Here is an 18,936-nt window from a genome sequence, read left to right on the forward strand (position 1 = left end):
CCGCACGAGGTCAACCGGGATGATCTTCGGAAGATTGGTCCGAGACACCATCAGCCGCCCGCGAAACGGATCCAGTCGGCGCGGCTGCCGCGAAACGCGTTGATGTCCACGTCGCCCGAGAAGCCCGGCACGCGGCCCGTCCCGGTATATTGCCAGAACGACCAGTCCTGCCCCGGATAGACCGTGGACGGGTGATCGGCCACCGCGCGCAGCCACATGGGATAGCCCAGCCGCCCCATGTCATTGGTGCGGTAGAACTCGGGTGTGGTGTAGATCAGCGGACGGCGGCCATAGTGCCGTTCGATCCGGCGCAGGAACTCCTGCGCTTCGGCGCGGATCACCTCGGGGGGCGGGCGGCGCGTGCATGTGGGCGAGAACGGCGTCCATTCCATGTCCAGCACTGGCGGCAGCGCGTTGCGGTCGCGCGGGACGTTGCGGATGAACCACTCGGCCTGCTCCGAGGCCGGGCGGCACAGGTAGAAGAAGTGGTAGGCGCCCCGCGCCACGCCCGCCGCCGCGGCATCGCGCCAGTGTTGATCGAAGGCCGGGTCCACGTGATCGCCGCCCTCGGTCGCCTTGATGAAGGCGAAGCTGACGCCCGACTGGCGCACGGCGCGCCAATCCACGTCGGTCTGCCAGCGCGACAGGTCGATGCCGTGCACCTGGTAGGCCCAGGGCGCGCGGCCGGGCCAGTCTGTAGGGTCGCCATCGCCGAAGCGCGGGACGAACTGCGCGGCCGAGGCGACCACCGCGCCGCCGGGTGCGGGCGCCCGCGATACGTTGCAGCCCGCGACAAGCGCGACGAGGACCAGAAGACGAAGAAGATGGTGCACGGGAACCCCCACGGGTGAAACCATGCCCGAGCGTGCCGCGAAATCCGCCCGCCGCCAAGCGGCGCGTGGCGCAGCGCGGTCACATCGGCGTCACACCGCGTGCACCTGTTGCCCCGCGACCCAGGTGCCCAGCACGCGGCCCTCCATCCGGGCGCCGTCGAAGGGCGTGTTCTTGGATTTCGAGGCCAGCGTCGCGCGGTCCAGCACGAAGGGCGCGTCGGGGTCGAACAGCACCAGGTCGGCGGGACAGCCCACCGCGAGCCGGCCCGCGGGCAGCCCCAGCCGACGCGCGGGGTTCAGGGACAGCGCGCGCCACAGGGTCGGCAGGTCCATGTGGCCCGCGTGGACCAGCCGCATGGCGGCGGGCAGAAGCGTCTCGAGCCCCACGGCCCCGCTGGCGGCCTCTTCGAAGGGCAGACGCTTGCTTTCCTCGTCCTGCGGCGTGTGCATCGAGCAGACCACGTCGATCAGCCCCGTCGCCACGGCCTCGACCACCGCGAGGCGGTCCTCCTCGGCGCGCAGCGGCGGCTTCAGCTTGAAGAAGGTGCGGAAATCGCCCAGGTCTATCTCGTTCAGGGTCAGGTGGTGGATGCCCACCCCGGCGGTCACGTCCAGCCCGTTGCGCTTGGCCCGTTCCAGGGCCGGCAGGGCGCGGGCGCTGGTGATCTGGTCGGCGTGGTAGCGCGCGCCCGTCATCTCGACCAGCGCCATGTCGCGGTCCAGCGCCATGCGCTCGGCCATGGGCGACACGCCCGATAGCCCCATGAGCGCGCTGAGCTTGCCCGAGGTCGCCGCCGCGCCCGCCGACAGGCTCGGGTCCTGCGGATGGGCTATGACCAGAGCGCCCATGGCGGCCGCGTAGGTCAGCGCGCGGGAAAACACCTTGCTGTCGGCCACCACCCGGTCGCAATCGGTGAAGGCCACGGCGCCGGCGTCGCTGAGAAACCCGATCTCGACCATCTCGCGGCCCGCGCGGCCCTTGGTGAGCGCGGCCATGGGGCGCACGTGCACCGGGCTGTGGGCGGCCGCGCGGCGCGAGACGAATTCCAGCACCTCAGGCGTGTCGATGGCCGGGTCCGTGTCGGGGCGGGTGATGATCGTGGTGACCCCGCCGCGCGCCGCCGCCTGGCCGGCCGAGCCGAAGGACTCCTTGTGCCGTTCGCCCGGCTCGGAGACCTTCACGCCCAGGTCGACGATGCCGGGCGCCAGGCGCTTGCCGCCGCAATCGACGATGCGCGCGCCGCGGGGCGCGTCGCCGTCGCGTGCCGTGATGACGCCGCCCTCGACGCTCAGGCTGCCTTCGTCCTCGGAAAGCATCTCGGGGTCGACGAGGCGGGCGTTGACGAAGTGAAGCGATGTCATCGGCGGATCCGGGCCTGTGGCTGCCCTGCCGTCCTAGGCACTGGCCCGGCGGCGGTCAATCGGCACGCGGGCACCCTCGGGGGCTCTGCCCCCGTCCGCTGGCGCGGACTCCCCCCGGAGGTATTTGGGGACCAGTGATGGGGCCGGGGGCGTCACCGGCCGATCGGACGCGCGGGGCGCCTTCGAGTTCACGCGGCGACGATGACCATGATCAGCGCGATGAGCAGCGCCACGGCCAGGGCCACCATGGCGACCATGCCGCTCTGGCGTTTCTCGTTCGGGGCCGCCGGTTCCTCGGGCGGGGGCGCGGCCTGCTGGCCGCGGGCGCTGTCGGTCTCGATCCGGCCCTCGGCGCCGCGGGTCGCGACCAGCGGGTAGTCGCCCAGGTGCGTCAGCGGCGCGACCGGGGTCACAGGCTCGCCCACGGGTGTCGCGCCCGGGAGCAGCAGCAGCACCGGCGCGCGCACCTGGTCGAGCCGCGTCTTGTCGGGGGCCAGCGCCTCGGGCGCGATGCCTTCGCCCTCGGCCAGGTAATTGGCCAGGCCGATCCCGGCCAGGACCGACGGGTCGATCAGCTGGAGCCTGTCGCGGGCGGGCACCACCCCCAGCGCCGTTTCGAGCGCGGCCGGGTCGTCGAGCATCTGTGCCGCCTGTTCGGGCGGCAGGTCGACGCGGAAGACCTGGACATGGGTGGCGGGATCGATGGGCATGGCGGGCTCGCTTGTCGTTGAAATCACGGGGGCCAACGGCGTGGGCGCCGTGGCTGTTCCGGCCGCGTCACGCTGCCCGTGCCGCGCGCAGGTTCTGCGCCAGCAGGTCCATGGCGGCCATGCGGACGGCGACGCCCATCTCGACCTGTTCCTGGATGACCGAGCGGTTGATGTCGTCGGCGATGGTGCCGTCGATCTCGACCCCCCGGTTCATGGGGCCGGGGTGCATCACGATGGCATCTGGCGCCGCGTGGGAGAGTTTCTCGGCATCCAGGCCGTAGCGGTGGTAATACTCGCGCTCGGACGGGATGAAGCCGCCGTCCATGCGTTCCTTCTGAAGTCGCAACATCATCACCACGTCGGCGCCGCGCAGGCCCTCGGCCATGTCATGGTAGACCTCGACGCCCCAATCAGCGGCGCCCGACGGGATCAGCGTGGGCGGCCCCACCAGCCGCAGGCGGCTTTCCATCTTGCCCAGCAGCCAGATGTTCGACCGGGCCACGCGGGAATGGGCGATGTCGCCGCAGATCGCCACGGTCAGCCGGTGCAGCCGGCCCTTCTTGCGCCGGATCGTCAGCGCGTCGAGCAGGCCCTGCGTCGGATGCTCGTGCCGGCCGTCGCCCGCGTTCAGCACGGCGCAGTTCACCTTCTCGGCCAGCAGGTTCACGGCGCCGGAATGGGGGTGGCGGACCACCAGCAGGTCGGGATGCATGGCGTTCAGCGTCAGCGCCGTGTCGATCAGCGTTTCGCCCTTCTTGATCGAGCTTGCCTGCATCGGCATGTTCATCACGTCGGCGCCCAGCCGCAGGCCAGCGATCTCGAAGCTTGCCAGCGTGCGGGTCGAGTTCTCGAAGAACATGTTGACCTGGGTCATGCCCGCGAGCGCGTCGCCGTGCTTGTCCGGGCCGCGGTTCAGTTCGGCATAGTGCTGCGACAGGTCCAGCAGCGTGGTGATCTCGTCCGGGGCCAGTTGCTCGATGCCCAGAAGGTGTCTTTGCCGGAATGCCATGGCCGCTCTCCTCGCGCTGGGGCCGTCATAGCGGCGCGCGGGGGCGGGCGGCAAGGGCGGGCGGCTCTGGCACGGGGCGGCGGGCGCGGATAGGGTTCGCGCATGGAGACATGGGATTCGTACGAGGCGGCGCGCGCGGCCCTGGCCTGGCAGGTCGAGCTTGGGGCGGACGAGGCGATCTGCGAGACGCCCGTCGACCGCTATGCCGCGTCGGCCGCCGCGCAGGCCGAGCGCGAGAAGCCAAAAGCCGAGCCTGCGCACCTTCAGCCGGCGCCGGTCGCCGCCGACCCCGTCGCCGATGCCGAGCGTGTGGCGGGCGCGGCGAGCGATCTCGACGGGTTGCGCGCCGCCATGGCGGCTTTCGACGGCTGCGAGCTGAAGCGCGGCGCGCGCAACCTTGTCTTCGCCGACGGCGATCCGGCGGCGCGGCTGCTGATCCTGGGCGAGGCGCCGGGCCGCGACGAGGATATCGCGGGACGGCCCTTCGTCGGGCGCGCGGGCCAGTTGCTGGACCGGATGCTGGCGGCCATCGGGCTGGACCGCACGGCCCCCGCGTCGGTCTACATCACCAACGTCCTGCCCTGGCGCCCGCCGCAGAACCGCGACCCGAAACCGGACGAGATCGCGATGATGCTGCCCTTCGTGCGCCGCCATATCGAGCTGGCCGCGCCGGAGGTGATCGTGCTGATGGGCAACATCGCCTGCCAGGCCATGCTGGGCAAACGCGGCATCACCCGCCTGCGCGGCCAGTGGTCCGAGGCCTGCGGTCGGCCCGCGCTGCCCATGGTTCACCCCGCCTACCTGCTGCGCAACCCGGCCGCCAAGCGCGAGGCGTGGGCCGACCTGCTGGCCGTGAAGGACAGGCTGGGATGAGGATCGTCGCGGTCTCGGACCTGCACCTGGACGCGGCCCGGGCCGAGGCGCTGGTGGCGGCGTCCCAAGGCGCCGATCTTGTCATCGGCGCGGGGGATTTCGCGCAGAACCACGACGGGCTGGACGCCTACATGGCGCGGCTCGCGCCCCTCGCCGACAGGATGATCGTCGTGCCCGGCAACAACGAGACGCTGGAGGCCTTGCGCGGCGCCACTGACGCCCTGGTGCTGCACGGCGGGTGGGTCGACTGGAACGGCGTCATCGTCGCCGGGCTGGGCGGTGGCGTGCCGCCGATCCCGCCGCAGCCCTGGGGCTCGTGGGACCTGGACGAGGCGGCGGCTGGCGACCTGCTCGACGCGATCCCGGTGGCGGATGTCCTGGTGACCCATTCGCCCCCCTACGGCATGGGCGACGACCACGCGCGCGAAGGGCGCATCGGCTCGACGGCGATCAAGTCGGCGATCCTGCGGCTGAAACCGGCGCTGAGCCTCTTCGGACACGTCCATGACTGCTGGGGCGAAAGCGGCACGCTGGGGCCCACCCGCTGGCGCAACCTCGGGCCCGACCCGGTCTGGTTCGACCTGTGATCGGGCGGTCTGGACGGTCACGTCTCGTTGCGCCCCGTGGCATGGTCCGCCACGCGCCTTACATCCCCGACCAACACGGTACACCAAGGGAGCACGCGCCATGAGCGAGAGTTACGAGCCGCCGAAGGTCTGGACCTGGGACCAGGAGTCGGGCGGCAAGTTCGCCAACATCAATCGCCCCATCGCCGGACCGACCCACGACAAGGAGCTGCCTGTCGGAGAGCATCCGTTCCAGCTGTATTCCATGGCGACGCCGAACGGGGTGAAGGTCACGGTGATGCTGGAGGAACTGCTCGAGGCGGGGCACGCGGGCGCCGACTACGACGCCTGGCTGATCCGCATCGGTGACGGCGACCAGTTCGGATCGGGTTTCGTCGAGGTGAATCCCAACTCCAAGATCCCGGCGTTGCTCGACCGCTCGGGCGAGACGCCGGTGCGGGTGTTCGAATCGGCCGCGATCCTGATGCACCTGGCCGAGAAGTTCGACGCCTTCCTGGGCGACAACCGCCCCGAGATGCTGTCGTGGCTCATGTGGCAGATGGGGAGCGCGCCCTATCTGGGCGGCGGATTCGGCCATTTCTACGCCTACGCGCCCGAGAAGTTCGAGTATCCGATCAACCGCTTCACCATGGAGACAAAGCGGCAGTTGGACGTGCTGGACCGCAACCTGGCCGACCGGCGCTTCGTGGCGGGCGAGGACTATACCATCGCCGACATGGCGATCTGGCCGTGGTACGGGCAGCTGGTGCTGGGGCGCCTTTACGACGCGGCCGAGTTCCTGGACGTGACCAGCTACGAGAACGTCATGGACTGGGCCAAGCGCATAGACGGCCGCCCGGCGGTGCAGCGCGGTCGCATGGTGAACCGCACCTTCGGCGAGCCTGCGATGCAGCTGCACGAGCGTCACGACGCGTCCGACTTCCACACCCGCACCCAGGACAAGATCGGCGACGCCGCGGAATGAGCCGGATCGACGACAGCCGCGACTTCATCCCCGTACGCATCGCCGTGCTGACAGTCAGCGACACGCGGCAGGCGGATGACGACCGGTCGGGCGACACGCTGGTCGAGCGGTTGACGGCGGCCGGCCACGTGTTGGCCGCCCGCGATATCGTGCGCGATGACCGCACGGCCATCGCGGGGCGGCTGCGCGACTGGTGCGCCGATCCCGAGATCGACGTGGTCATCTCGACCGGGGGCACGGGGCTGACGGGCCGCGACGTGACGGTCGAGGCGCATCGCGACGTCTACGAGAAAGAGATCGACGCCTTCGGGATCGTGTTCACCCACGTTTCGATGGCGAAGATCGGAACCTCCGCGGTGCAGAGCCGCGCGACCGGCGGCGTGGCGCAGGGCACCTACCTCTTCGCGCTGCCCGGCAGCCCGGGGGCCTGCCGTGACGCCTGGGACGAGATCCTGTCGCTGCAACTGGATTACCGGCACCGGCCCTGCAACTTCGTCGAGATTTTTCCTCGACTCGACGAACATCACCGACGGAAATAGCGCGACCGGCCGTATCAGGGGTAAATCCCGCGTGTTCGCGCTTTGGCGGGCGCGGCGCACGGGCTATATCGGTTACAACTAGGACAAGGTTGGCACATGCGCTTTTTCACCCGCGCGCTGTCGGGACTTTTTCTGATCGCGCTGACCGTGGGGCTTCTGGCCACCGCCGGCGTTCTGGTGCGCGGGGCCATGCAGGACCGCGCGGCGCGAGAGGCCCCGGGCGGGGGCGGGCGCGAACAGGTGTTCGCCGCGACGGTGCAGACCCTGACGCCGCAGCAGATCACGCCCAGTCTCGAGGCCTTCGGCGAAATTTCGAGCCGGCGGAACCTGGAGGTCCGGGCCAGCGTCGGCGGTCGCGTCGTGCAGATGGGCGACGATGTCGAAGAAGGCGGCGCGGTTGCCGCCGGTGACCTGCTGTTCCAGATCGACCCGCGGGACGCCGAACGCGCGGTCGCGTTGGCCGAGGCCGACCTGCAGGACGCCACCGCCGCGCTGGATGATGCCCGCCGCGCCGCCGAACTGGCCGCCGAGGATGTCGAGAACGCGCGCGACCAGCTGGAGCTGCGCCGCCGCGCCGCCACCCGCCAGACCGACCTTCAGGATCGCGGCATCGGCGCCGCGGCCACCGTCGAAACGGCCGAACTGGCCGTGAGCGCGGCCGAACAGGCCCTCTTGTCCCGCCGGCAGGCCCGGGCCGACGCGGACGCCGCCGTCACCCAGGCCGAAACGGCGCTGGACCGCGCCCGCATCGCCATGGACGAGGCCACGCGCGACCTGGACGACACCACGATCACCGCCGCTTTCGACGGGGTCCTGTCCGAGCTTGCGGTGGTCGAAGGCGGGCTGGTGTCCCTGAACGAACGCCTGGCCACGCTGATCGACCCCGACGCGCTCGAGGTCGGGTTCCGGGTCTCGGCCGGCGAATACGCCCGGCTGCTCGATTCCTCGGGCCAGCTGACCACGCGCGAGGTCACCGTGTCGCTCGAGGCCGGGGGCTTCACGCTCAGCTCGCCCGCGCGGATCAGCCGCGAAAGCGCGTCGGTGGGCGAGGGGCAGACCGGTCGCCTGATCTTCGCGCGGCTGGAACAGCCCGAGGGTTTCCGCTCGGGCGATTTCGTCCGCGCCGTCGTGCAGGAACCCGCGCTGGACGGGATCGACCGGCTTCCGGCCGCTGCCGTCGGACCGGCGGGTGAGGTGCTGGTGCTGGGCCCCGAGGACCGGCTCGAGCCCGGCCGGGTCGAGATCGCGCGTCGGCAGGGCGACGACGTACTGGTGCGCGTGGGCGACCTGGCGGGCCGTGAAGTCGTGGCCGAGCGCAGCCCGACCCTCGGCGCGGGCATCAAGGTGCGCCCGGTGCGCCCCGACGCGCCCGATGACCCCACAGCCGAAGCGGCCGAGTTCCTGGATCTCGACCCGGATCGCCGCGCGCGGCTGGTGGCCTTCGTCGAGGGGAACACCGGGATGCCGGACGCCGCCAAGCAGCGCGTCCTTGCGCAGTTGCGGGCCGACCGCGTGCCCGCGGGCGTCGTCGCCCGAATCGAAGAGCGGATGGGCGGCTGAATGCGGATTATCGTGAGAGTTCGAGCCGTCGCGCGCAAGGGCGCAATGACCCGGCCGGGGGCCAGGCCATGAGACGGTTCGAGGGCGCGGGCGGCATCATCGGCTATTTCACCCGCCACCGCACGGCGGCCAACCTGCTGCTGGTCGTGCTGCTGGCGCTGGGCCTGGCGGCGGTGCCGCAGATGCGCGCGCAGTTCTTTCCCGATATCGTGTCGGACGACATCGACATCACCGTCAGCTGGCCCGGCGCGGGCGCCGAGGCGGTGGACGATGCCATCGTCGGCGTGCTCGAACCCGCTCTGCTGGCGGTCGAGGGGGTCGCCAATTCCTCCTCCCGCGCGACCGAGGGACGCGCGTCGATCGAGCTGGAGTTCGAGCCGGGCTGGGACATGGGCCGGGCCAGCGACGACGTGGAGACCGCGCTGGATGCCGTGACCGACCTGCCCGAGGCCGCGGAGGCCCCCGAGATCCGCCGCTCGAACTGGCGCGACCGGGTGACCGACGTGGTCATCACCGGGCCTGTCGGCGTGGATCAGCTGGCGCGGCTGGCCGATGAGTTCGTCGCGCGCCTGTTCCAGGCGGGGGTGACCAAGACCACGATCCAGGGGATCGCCGATGGCGAGATCCGGGTCGAGGTGCCGTCATCGCGGCTGGTGCAATATGACCTGACCCTGCGCGAGATCGCCGATGCCATCGGCGGCGAGGCCGATGCCGCCCAGGCGGGCGAGGTCGGCGGCACCGCCAGGGTCCGGGCGGGCAGCGCGCGGCGCAGCGCCGAGGAAATTTCCCGCATCATCCTGCGCGCCGAGCCCGATGGCAGCGCGCTGCGCGTGGGCGACGTGGCGCGGATCGTGCCGCAGGGCGTGGACCGGGCCGAGGCGTATTTCGTGGGCGACGATCCCGCCATTGCCGTGCGCGTGGACCGCACCGCCAGCGGCGACGCCATCCGCATCCAGCGGCAGGTCGAAGAGGTGGTGGCCCAGATGCAGCCGTCGCTTCCCCAGGGGGTCGGCATCGACCTGATCCGCACCCGCGCCGACTACATCTCGGGCCGGCTCGACATCCTGCTGGACAACGGCGCCATGGGTCTCGCGCTGGTGGTGGGTCTGTTGTTCCTGTTCCTGAACGCGCGCACCGCCTTCTGGGTGGCGGCGGGCATCCCGGTGGCCATGACGGCGGCCATCGCGCTGATGTATGCCGCCGGGCTGACCTTCAACATGATCTCGCTGTTCGCGCTCATCATCACGCTGGGCATCGTGGTGGACGACGCCATCGTGGTGGGCGAACACGCCGATTTCCGCGCGCGTCAACTGGGCGAGCCGCCGGTCGTCGCCGCCGAACGCGCGGCGCGGCGCATGTTCGCGCCGGTGCTGTCGGCGACGCTGACCACGGTCATCGCCTTTTTCGGACTGGTCGCCATCGGCGGCACCTTCGGCACCCTGATCGCCGACATTCCCTTCACTGTGATCGTCGTGCTGCTGGCCAGTCTGGTCGAATGCTTCCTGATCCTGCCCAACCACATGGCCCACGCCATCGCCACCGGCAAAAGGCGCTGGTACGACGCGCCCAGCCGCGTTGTGAACCGCGGCTTCGCCTGGGTGCGCGAACGGCTGTTCCGACCGCTCATGCGGCTGGTGATCGTGGCGCGCTACCCGGTTGTGGCGGCGATGATCGTCCTGCTGGCCGCGCAGGCGGCGCTGTTCCTGCGCGGCGACGTGCAGTGGCGGTTCTTCAACTCGCCCGAGCGGGGCAGCGTGTCGGGCAACTTCGCCATGAGCGCGGGCGCCACACGTGCCGACACGATCGAGCAGATCCGCCTTTTGCAGGACGCGGTGGCGCAGGTGAGCGCCGAGTACGAGGCCGAGCATGGCCGCAACCCGGTGGACTTCGCCATGGCGACGCTTGGCGGGTCGTCGGGCCGCGGGTTGTCGGGCACCGAGAATACCGACGAGGACCTTCTGGGCGCCATCTCCATCGAATTGATCGAGGCCGATCTGCGCCCCTATTCCAGCTACGAGTTCGTGGCCGCCCTGCAGGACGCGGTGCCGCGCCACCCGCAGCTGGAACAGATCAGCTTTCGCGGCTGGCGGTCGGGCCCGGGCGGCGACGCGCTGAGCGTGCAGCTGTTCGGCGCGCCGCCCGACACGCTCAAACAGGCGGCCGAGGCCCTGAAGGCCCGGCTGGCGCAGTTCCCCGAGGTCAGCGCGCTGGAAGACAGCCTGTCCTACGACAAGCAGGAGCTGGTGCTGGAGCTGACCCCCCAGGGCGAGGCACTGGGCGTCAGCATCGACGCGCTGGGCCGGACCCTGCGCGACCGGCTGTCGGGGATCGAGGCCGCGTCCTTCCCCGACGGCGTGCGCTCGGCCACCATCCGGGTCGAACTGCCCGAGGACGAGCGCACGGCCGATTTCCTGGACCGGGCCATGATTTCGACCGATGCAGGGCTGGCGCGGCTGGGCGACCTTGTGACGGTCGAGACGCGCGACGGCTTCTCGACCATCCGGCGCGAGAACGGCATCCGCCTGGCCACCGTCACCGGCGACATCTCCGAGGACGACCCGGCCCGCGCGACGGCCATCATGTTCGCGCTCGAGACCGAGATCCTGCCCGAGCTGCGCGGCGATTTCGGCATCTCCACCGACCTGTCGGGCCTGGCCGAAGAGGAAGAGGAATTCCTGACCGACGCCTCCATCGGTTTCGCGCTGTGCATTCTCGGGATCTTCCTGGTGCTGGCCTGGATCTTCGCGTCCTGGACGCGGCCGCTGGTGGTGATGGCGGTGATCCCCTTCGGCCTGATCGGGGCGATCTGGGGGCACTACATCTGGGACGTGCCGCTGAGCATCTTCACCGTGGTCGGGCTGATCGGCATGACCGGCATCATCATCAACGATTCGATCGTGCTGGTGACGACGGTGGACGAGTATTCCGAGACGCGCGGCCTGGTGCCCGCCATCGTGGACGCGGCCTGCGACCGGTTGCGGCCCGTCCTGCTGACCACGCTGACCACCGTGCTGGGCCTTGCCCCGCTGCTCTACGAGGGGTCGAGCCAGGCGCAGTTCCTCAAGCCCACGGTCATCACGCTGGTCTATGGCCTCGGCTTCGGCATGGCGCTGGTGTTGCTGCTGGTGCCCGCCGTGCTGGCCATCGGGCAGGATTTCGGACGTTTCCTGCGGGCGGCGCGGCGGCTGGGCCGGACGGGGCATGGCACGGGCGGCGCAAGGGCCGTGCTGGTCGCATCGGGGCTGGCCATGGCGGCGCTGTTCGCGGCAACGCTGGGCAGCCTGGCGGTGACGGGATCGGTGTGGTCGCCGCTTGCTGGGCTGGCGACGGGCGGCGCGTGGCAGGTCTTCGGCCTGTTCGCGGCGGCGAGTTTCGTGGTGGTTATCCTTGCGGCCCTTGCCGGGGCCTTCGTGCTGCGCGCGCCCCGCGGCCCCATGCCCCCGGCCGAGTGAGCGGCGTCAATCGCAGCCGTTGATTTCGACCGCGCCGCTTTGGCCCAGGACGGTCAGGCGCAGCGCCCCGCGGTCCAACCCCAGCGCCATGCCCCGCGGCGCGAAGACCTCGGACGACACGTGCAGCATGTTGCCGTCGCGCCGCGTCACGCTGTCGGCGACCCAGAAGCGCGGATCGCCCGGCTCGATCACGCCGTGTTCGTCCCCGCCCATGGCCGGCAGGCGCAGCCGCGCGTCGACCCGCAGGCCCCGATCGGTGGGCGTCAGGCGGCAGTCCAGCGGCCCGGCCCCGGCCTTGCGTCCGGGCACCGGTCGGTCCGACAGGGCGGCGCGGATGCGGGCATCGGCCCGCGCGCTGGCCGCCGGAAGGGTGCCGGACAGCTGTGCCGAGACCGGCACGCAGACGTCGCGGCACACCCCCATGTCGAGGTTCAGGCGCAATTCGACCGGCGCGCGGGGGTCGCGCGGCTCGACGATCAGCGGCAGGGTCAGGCCGACGTCGTAGCCCACCGACCGCATGCCGTTCTGGTCGAACACGTGCGGCACCGGCCAGACCACCCGCACGCCGGCCAGGTTGGTCGAGCCCGACCAGTTGAAGCTGGGCGGGATGCCCGCCTCGCCCGGGGCGCGCCAATAGGTCTTCCATCCCGGCGCCAGGTTGATCTGCAGCGCGGCGGTGTGCGATCCGCCGTCGCGCCAGCCGGGCAGCAGGGACACCTGCGCCATTTCGGCCCGGAGCGGGGCGGCGAGAAGGATCAGAAGGGCGACGAGACGAAACATGCCGTCCTTCTTGCGCCACGGGGCCGCGTTTGGAAATCACGTCTGCGCGAAAGAACGCGAACCGGGTAGTGTCTCAGTTTGAAAATTGAGGTATTTATATACCCAAAATCGTGGTAACCTGCCCTTAAGATGGGCATGTCTACCATACGGATCACAATGCCGCGCTGCCGTGCAGCATTTGGTTCGCTGCGCTTGCGAATGCCAGCGAGCGTGACAATATTGGTTTACATGCTAAAATCTCTTACTAGGCGGCTAGCCCCGCTTACGGGAGGAAAGGACCAACATGCCAAAAGGACCGCAGGGCCAGAAGCGCCCGGCGGACGTGATCGGCAACGCTGTCCACATTGCCAAGATCGCGACCGGCGAGGCGGAAGAAACCAAACTCAAGCAACCGGCCAAGCGCAAGAGCGGCTTGGCTGGATCGAAGGCCCGCGCCGAGAAACTGACCGACCACGAACGGAGCGAGATCGCGCGCAAGGCTGCGAACGCGAGGTGGGAGTGATGGCTTTTCCGTTAAAACATGTCGCAAATTGCTTTCTTCAACGCGATTTTGAAGATCAATGCGCAACCATAACTCCGATGAAAATGCAAAAACTGGTTTACTGCCTTCATGGATGGCATTTGGCCATAACTGGCAAGCCAGCCATCGACGGCCCATTTGAAGCGTGGCCTTATGGTCCCGTTGAAGAAGAACTCTATCATCTCTTCAAATCCTATAGAAACAAGCCGATTGCTGCATATGCGCCATCTTGGGATGGGGATGAACAGAAAGCTTTTGTTGTTCCACATAACGGCAACAGTGAATTTTATGACATTTTGGACTTTGTTGCAGGCCGTTACATGCCTTTCACCGCAACACAGCTTTCGGCCATGACCCACAAACCCGGAACTCCGTGGTCTATCATAAGAGACCGAGGTGAAACGGTTATACCTGACCAATTGATTCAAGAACACTTCAGGACCTTGGCTGCTTAATGGCATCCAGTTCTAAAGGCCCAGTGACCCTGAGTCAGGCGCAGGAGGCAACGGTTTCGCCACCTAAGCCTGACCGCATGGCGGCAGACGAAGAAAGAATGTTTGCTCACGAAGAAAACATGCAGAACGCTCAGCTGGGCTGGATCGGGCAGTTTTGGGGGGCCAAAGCTGAAAAGCCGGGAAACGTATCTGCCATAGTTGCATTGCTGCTAGCAATATATCTTGGAGTATTGATATTTTTCTTTCCCGATTCTTCTATTTTTGGGGATGTGTTTGCTGGGCTGACAAGCATAATTACTCTAATACTAGGATATCTATTTGGCAGTAGCGACAAGTCGTAGTGAACTTTTTGCTTGTTAAGTGAGGTCGCGCACCCTATGTTGGGTGCATGAACAAGCTGCCCCTCGAAAAGCGCGTGATGATCCTGAACCTTCTGGTCGAAGGCATGTCCATGCGCTCGATCAGCCGCACGGTCGGCGTCTCGATTAACACGGTTTCCAAGCTGCTAGTTGAGGCCGGGGAAGCGTGCGCCGCCTACCACGACGAGACGGTGCGCGACGTCCGGTCTGAGACGGTCCAGTGCGATGAAATCTGGTCTTTCTGCTATGCCAAGGAAAAGAATGTCGAGACGGCTAAGGCTGCCCCGGAAGGCGCGGGCGATGTTTGGACTTGGACCGCACTTGATAGCGACAGCAAGATGATCCTGGCGTTTGAGGTTGGCGACCGCTCGGCGGCTACTGCTCGCGATTTCATGTTTGGTCTGGCTGACCGGCTGGCGCACCGGGTCCAATTGACCACGGACGGTCACGGCGCTTATCTCAAGGCAGTTGGCGATGCCTTTGGCGCTGATATCGACTACGCCATGCTCGTAAAGCAATACGGCGAGCCGACCGGCCACAAAGGCCATGAGCGCAAGTATTCCCCCGCTGAGTGCACCGGCACGTATAAGCGGGATGTGTTCGGCAAGCCCGATCCGGCGAAGATCAACACGTCTCACGTTGAGCGCCAGAACCTGTCCATGCGCATGGGGATGCGCCGCTTCACGCGCTTGACCAACGGGTTCAGCAAGAAGCTGCAAAACCACCTGCACATGCTGTCGCTGTATTTCGTGCACTACAACTTCGTGCGCATCCACAAGTCGCTCAAGTGCACCCCGGCGATGGCCGCTGGCGTGTCCGACACGCTGCACGACATGGCTTGGATCGTCAGCCTGATCGACGCGCGCGAGCCTGCGCCCGCCAAGCGCGGCCCCTACAAAAAGCGGGCACGTCGCGAGGCGTAACTAGATGTGGCGAAAAGATTCGCCTCAACACCGGAATCCGGATAAAAGGAAAGGCGCAGGATGGTTCAGATCCTGCGCCTTAGAGCAAACCGCCGTAGGCTGGCGGTGATTTGAGAATTCTCCCCATCCTTGTGACACGGGGGGACTCGACGGTCAAGCGTCCAGTCTGCGGCTCCAAGGAGCCTGTAACGACATGGGCAAGACGATCAGACTATCGAGCGAAGATGCTGTCCAAGTGTGGCTGTTGCACTGGTCAGGTATGTATCAACACGAGATCGCCGCGCACTTCGGTGTGAACCAGGGCCGCGTAAGCGAGGTGCTGAACGGGCACCGACACCCCGGTAGCGAACAATCAGCGCGCATGGTAGCGTGATAGATTGGGGCGGCTTCGGTCGCCCCTTTCATTTTCTGAATTCAAACTGAGACACTACCGCGAACCGTGTGCCCCTTGCGACGGTCGCCCGCTGTGCCATCTTGGGATCCATGGACTACACGAACCTGACTGGACGCCTGGCGATCGCCATGCCGGGCATGGGAGATCCGCGTTTCGAGCGCTCGGTCATCCTGCTCTGCGCGCATGGCGAGGACGGGGCCATGGGGCTGATCCTGAACAAGCCCGCCTCGCAGGTCGATTTCACCGAGCTGATGGAACAGCTCGACATCCCGCTGACCGCGCCCACCAGCCGACCGATCCATTTCGGCGGCCCGGTCGAGATGCAGCGCGGATTCGTGCTGCACACGCGCGACTACGCGGGCGACAGCACCACGCTGACCGTGGGCGAGGATTTCGGCATGACCGCGACGCTGGACGTTCTGCGCGCCATCGCGGGCGGGCAGGGGCCGCGCGACGCGCTCGTGGCGCTGGGCTACGCGGGCTGGGGCGCCGGCCAGCTCGAGGACGAGATCGCGCAGAACGGATGGCTGATCGCGGACCCGACGCCCGAGCTGGTCTTCGCCCCCGACAACGACGGGAAATGGATGGCGGCCATCGGCACGCTGGGGATCGATCCACTGCTGCTGTCGTCCGAGGGCGGACGGGCCTGAGCGGGGACGCCGCGCGGCCTAGCGCGGCGCGGCGGCACGGCGCAGGCGGTCGTTGATCGCGCGGCCCAGCCCGGTCTCGGGGATCGGCGCCACCGCGATGCGGTCCGCCCCCATGGCGTCCAGCCGGTGCAGCGCCCCGAACAGGCCCGCCGCCGCCTCGACCAGGTCGCCCGATGGCGACAGGTTCAAAGCGGCCTCGACCGGGCCGAACCCCAGCAGGATCTCATCCGCTTCCGGATCGGTCACGTTCAGCCGGACACTGCCGCGCGGCGCATAGTGCGAGGCGAGCTGACCCGGCGCGTTCGGCGTCGCGCTGGCGACGGGCGGCAGGAGCGGTGCCCCCAGGCAGGCCTCGGCGGTCTCGGCGGGCAGGCCGCCGGGCCGCAGCAGGCGGCAGCCCGCGTCGTCGCAGGCCAGGATCGTCGACTCGACCCCCACCGTGCAGGGACCGCCATCCACCACCGCGGCGATCCGGTCGGACAGGTGGTCCATCACGTGGTCCGCCGTCGTCGCGCTGATCCGGCCCGAGGGGTTGGCCGAAGGCGCGGCCACCGGGCGGCCGGTGCGCGCCAGAAGGTCGCGGGCCAGCCGGTTCGCGGGCACCCGGATCGCCACCGTGGACAGACCCGCCGTGACCAGTGGCGACAGGCCCGCGTCGGGCCGCAAGGGCAGCACGAGGGTCATGGGCCCCGGCCAGAACGCCTCGGCCAGCAGGGCGGCATCGCCCGACAGCGTGGCGTATCCCGCGACCGCGTCCATGTCGGGCAGGTGGACGATCAGCGGGTTGAAGCTCGGCCGGTTCTTGGCGGCGAAGATCCCCGCCACCGCCCGCCCGTCGCTGGCGTCGCCACCAAGGCCATAGACCGTCTCGGTCGGGAAGGCGACGAGCGCGCTCGCCCGCAGAAGGGCGGCCGCGCGGTCCAGGTCGGACGCCGTCGAACGCAGCCGCAGGGCGGTCATGGGTGCGCCGGGTTGACGCAAGGGCAGTGACGTGGCGTTTTCATTGCCGGAGTTCCGTGGGTGTATAACGTCTGGCGTGCAATTTCAGGGCCATATCGCGCCCGGCGGCCCGTTTCCAGCCGCCCGCTTCGTTAGGAGAGACCGACATGCCATACCGTGCCCCCGTGCGGGATTACAGCTTTCTGTTCGATCATGTGGTGGGCCTTGACCAGGTCACGGCGACCGACCGCTTCGCCGAGGCGACGCCCGACATGGTCGAGGCCATCCTGAACGAGGCGGGCCGCATGTGCGAAGAGGTCCTGGCCCCGCTGCAACGCAACGGCGACACGCATCCCGCCCGGCTGGAGAACGGCGTTGTGCGCACGTCCCCCGGCTTCGACGAGGGCTACAAGGCCATCGCCGAGGGCGGCTGGGTCGGCATCTCGGCCGATCCCGAGTTCGGCGGCATGGGCCTGCCCATGACGGTCACGACCGCCGTGAACGAGATGATGGCCTCGGCCTGCCTGGCGCTGCAGCTGAACCCGTTGATGACCCAGGGCCAGATCGAGGCGCTGGAACACCACGCCAGCGACGAGCTGAAGGCGCTGTACCTGCCCAAGCTGATCTCGGGCGAATGGTGCGGCACCATGAACCTGACCGAACCGCAGGCGGGCAGCGACGTTGGCGCGCTGAAGACCAAGGCCGAGCCGCAGGACGATGGCACCTACGCCATCACCGGGCAGAAGATCTACATCTCGTGGGGCGACAACGACTTCTCGGAAAACGTCTGCCACCTGGTGCTGGCGCGCCTGCCGGGCGCGGTCGAGGGGACGAAGGGCATCAGCCTGTTCATGGTGCCCAAGTTCATCCCCGACGCCGACGGCAAGCCGGGCGAGCGCAACGACCTGCGCGTCGTGTCGCTGGAGCACAAGATGGGCCTGCACGGCAGCCCCACCGCGGTGATGGAGTATTCCGGCGCGAAAGGCTGGATGGTCGGCCCCGAGAACGGCGGCATGGCGGCGATGTTCACCATGATGAACAACGCGCGGCTGGGCGTCGGCGGCCAGGGCATCGGCGTCGCCGAAGGCGCCTACCAGCACGCGCTGGCCTACGCGCTGGACCGCAAGCAGGGCCGCGCGGGCGGATCGGGCAGCATCGTGGAGCACGCCGACGTGCGCCGGATGCTGACCGAGATGAAGGCCGAGACCTGGGCCGCGCGCGCCATCGCGCTTAGCTGTGCGGTGGCCATCGACATGACCACCGCCACCGGCGACGCGGGCTGGAAGGCACGGGCCGCGTTCCTCACGCCCATCGCCAAGGCCTTCGGCACCGATGTCGGCATGGCCGTGTCCCAGACCGGCGTGCAGGTGCATGGCGGCATGGGCTTCGTCGAGGAAACCGGCGCGGCGCAGTATTCGCGCGACGTGCGGGTGACCGCGATCTACGAGGGCACGAACGGCATCCAGGCCATGGACCTGGTGGCGCGCAAGATGATGGATGGCGGCGAGGCCGCGGGCGCCCTGCTGGACGAGATCGTGGCCGACGCCAAGTCGGCGCAGGACGATCTGCCCGACATGGCCCAGGCCGTGTTCGACGCGGCCGAAACCCTGCGCGAGACCACTGACTGGCTGGTGGCGCAGGAGCTGCAGGACCGCTTCGCCGTGGCAGTCCCCTATCTGCGGGCCTTCGCCCGGGTCCTCGGCGCGGGCTTCCACCTGCGCGCGGCCATGAAGGGCGACGATCCCCGCCGCGCGCTGGCCCGGTTCTATATCGAGCGGATGCTGCCCGAGCACGCGGGCCTGCTGGCGCAGGTGCGGCAGGGGGCCGATGGCCTGTACGACCTGTCGCTGGACGACCTGGCCGCGGCGTGATCGCATCGTGCGGGCGGCGCGCCTGCCGGGACCGGTCCGCAGAGGTATTTGCGGTCCAGTGATGCAGCCGGGCCGCGCGGGTTGTCTTCCCGGGCTCTTGAGTATTTGAAGACCAGTGATGGAAGGGGCGCGCCGGATCCCACGGCGCGCCCCTTG

Annotated in this window: 19 protein-coding genes; 13 read left to right on the forward strand and 6 right to left on the reverse strand. The window is 68.6% G+C overall.

What is annotated here, in order from left to right; translation table 11 throughout:
* Positions 1-50: 50 nt before the first annotated feature.
* The 4 genes from BUB76_RS05895 to BUB76_RS05910 form a co-directional block, all read right to left on the reverse strand.
* Positions 51-833: a glycoside hydrolase family 25 protein gene (locus BUB76_RS05895; RefSeq protein WP_236737869.1), complete on the reverse strand. Its 783-nt coding sequence runs from the start codon at positions 831-833 to the stop codon at positions 51-53.
* A gap of 90 nt (positions 834-923) precedes the next feature.
* A complete protein-coding gene (pyrC, locus tag BUB76_RS05900) occupies positions 924-2,195 on the reverse strand; it encodes a dihydroorotase (RefSeq protein WP_073127780.1) in 1,272 nt (423 codons plus the stop codon).
* Between the two features lie 188 nt (positions 2,196-2,383).
* Positions 2,384-2,905, reverse strand: coding sequence for a hypothetical protein (locus tag BUB76_RS05905; RefSeq protein WP_073127782.1), 522 nt, complete (start codon positions 2,903-2,905; stop codon positions 2,384-2,386).
* Between the two features lie 67 nt (positions 2,906-2,972).
* The gene (locus BUB76_RS05910) at positions 2,973-3,914 is read right to left on the reverse strand and encodes an aspartate carbamoyltransferase catalytic subunit (RefSeq protein WP_073127784.1); all 942 of its coding nucleotides are present in this window, start codon (positions 3,912-3,914) and stop codon (positions 2,973-2,975) included.
* 102 nt (positions 3,915-4,016) lie between these two features.
* On the opposite strand from BUB76_RS05910, the gene BUB76_RS05915 reads away from it, so the two are divergent.
* From BUB76_RS05915 to BUB76_RS05940, 6 genes are all read left to right on the forward strand, one after another.
* Positions 4,017-4,787, forward strand: a complete 771-nt coding sequence (locus BUB76_RS05915) for a uracil-DNA glycosylase (RefSeq protein WP_073127786.1) — start codon at positions 4,017-4,019, stop codon at positions 4,785-4,787.
* The gene (locus BUB76_RS05920) at positions 4,784-5,374 is read left to right on the forward strand and encodes a metallophosphoesterase family protein (RefSeq protein ID WP_073127788.1); all 591 of its coding nucleotides are present in this window, start codon (positions 4,784-4,786) and stop codon (positions 5,372-5,374) included. Before BUB76_RS05915 ends, BUB76_RS05920 begins: the two co-directional genes overlap by 4 nt.
* A 100-nt stretch (positions 5,375-5,474) precedes the next feature.
* Positions 5,475-6,338, forward strand: coding sequence for a glutathione-dependent disulfide-bond oxidoreductase (gene yghU, locus BUB76_RS05925; RefSeq protein WP_073127790.1), 864 nt, complete (start codon positions 5,475-5,477; stop codon positions 6,336-6,338).
* Entirely contained in the window at positions 6,335-6,877 is a 543-nt protein-coding gene (gene moaB / locus BUB76_RS05930; protein WP_073127792.1) for a molybdenum cofactor biosynthesis protein B, read from the forward strand. Before yghU ends, moaB begins: the two co-directional genes overlap by 4 nt.
* Positions 6,878-6,973: 96 nt before the next feature.
* Positions 6,974-8,437, forward strand: coding sequence for an efflux RND transporter periplasmic adaptor subunit (locus tag BUB76_RS05935; RefSeq protein WP_073127794.1), 1,464 nt, complete (start codon positions 6,974-6,976; stop codon positions 8,435-8,437).
* A gap of 68 nt (positions 8,438-8,505) precedes the next feature.
* The gene (locus BUB76_RS05940; RefSeq protein WP_073127796.1) at positions 8,506-11,889 is read left to right on the forward strand and encodes an efflux RND transporter permease subunit; all 3,384 of its coding nucleotides are present in this window, start codon (positions 8,506-8,508) and stop codon (positions 11,887-11,889) included.
* Positions 11,890-11,895: 6 nt separating this feature from the next.
* Here BUB76_RS05940 and BUB76_RS05945 read toward each other — a convergent pair whose 3' ends face one another.
* Entirely contained in the window at positions 11,896-12,669 is a 774-nt protein-coding gene (locus BUB76_RS05945; RefSeq protein WP_073127798.1) for a protein-disulfide reductase DsbD domain-containing protein, read from the reverse strand.
* Positions 12,670-12,952: 283 nt separating this feature from the next.
* Between BUB76_RS05945 and BUB76_RS05950 the strand changes: the two genes are divergently transcribed.
* The 6 genes from BUB76_RS05950 (at position 12,953) to BUB76_RS05970 (ending at position 15,970) form a co-directional block, all read left to right on the forward strand.
* Complete coding sequence (locus BUB76_RS05950) at positions 12,953-13,171, forward strand: RNA-binding protein (protein WP_073127800.1); 219 nt, start codon at positions 12,953-12,955, stop codon at positions 13,169-13,171.
* Positions 13,171-13,644 (forward strand): Panacea domain-containing protein, encoded by a 474-nt coding sequence (locus tag BUB76_RS05955; RefSeq protein ID WP_084140563.1) that lies wholly within the window; start codon positions 13,171-13,173, stop codon positions 13,642-13,644. The genes BUB76_RS05950 and BUB76_RS05955 overlap by 1 nt, the downstream gene beginning before the upstream one ends.
* On the forward strand, positions 13,644-13,985 hold the full coding sequence (locus BUB76_RS17595; protein ID WP_139250791.1) for a hypothetical protein: 342 nt from the start codon (positions 13,644-13,646) through the stop codon (positions 13,983-13,985). The genes BUB76_RS05955 and BUB76_RS17595 overlap by 1 nt, the downstream gene beginning before the upstream one ends.
* Positions 13,986-14,032: 47 nt before the next feature.
* The gene (locus tag BUB76_RS05960; protein ID WP_073127804.1) at positions 14,033-14,926 is read left to right on the forward strand and encodes a helix-turn-helix domain-containing protein; all 894 of its coding nucleotides are present in this window, start codon (positions 14,033-14,035) and stop codon (positions 14,924-14,926) included.
* 193 nt (positions 14,927-15,119) lie between these two features.
* Positions 15,120-15,299 carry a helix-turn-helix domain-containing protein gene (locus BUB76_RS05965; RefSeq protein ID WP_073127806.1) on the forward strand — a complete coding sequence of 60 codons (180 nt, stop codon included), beginning with the start codon at positions 15,120-15,122 and terminating at the stop codon, positions 15,297-15,299.
* Between the two features lie 110 nt (positions 15,300-15,409).
* Complete coding sequence (locus BUB76_RS05970; RefSeq protein ID WP_073128083.1) at positions 15,410-15,970, forward strand: YqgE/AlgH family protein; 561 nt, start codon at positions 15,410-15,412, stop codon at positions 15,968-15,970.
* A gap of 18 nt (positions 15,971-15,988) precedes the next feature.
* On the opposite strand, the gene BUB76_RS05975 is transcribed toward BUB76_RS05970, so the two are convergent.
* A complete protein-coding gene (locus tag BUB76_RS05975; protein WP_073127808.1) occupies positions 15,989-16,930 on the reverse strand; it encodes an L-threonylcarbamoyladenylate synthase in 942 nt (313 codons plus the stop codon).
* Between the two features lie 146 nt (positions 16,931-17,076).
* Here BUB76_RS05975 and BUB76_RS05980 point away from each other — a divergent pair, with 146 nt between their 5' ends.
* Complete coding sequence (locus BUB76_RS05980; protein WP_073127809.1) at positions 17,077-18,780, forward strand: acyl-CoA dehydrogenase; 1,704 nt, start codon at positions 17,077-17,079, stop codon at positions 18,778-18,780.
* Positions 18,781-18,936 lie beyond the last annotated feature (156 nt).

The organism is Palleronia salina, from assembly GCF_900141995.1.
GTDB lineage: Bacteria > Pseudomonadota > Alphaproteobacteria > Rhodobacterales > Rhodobacteraceae > Palleronia > Palleronia salina.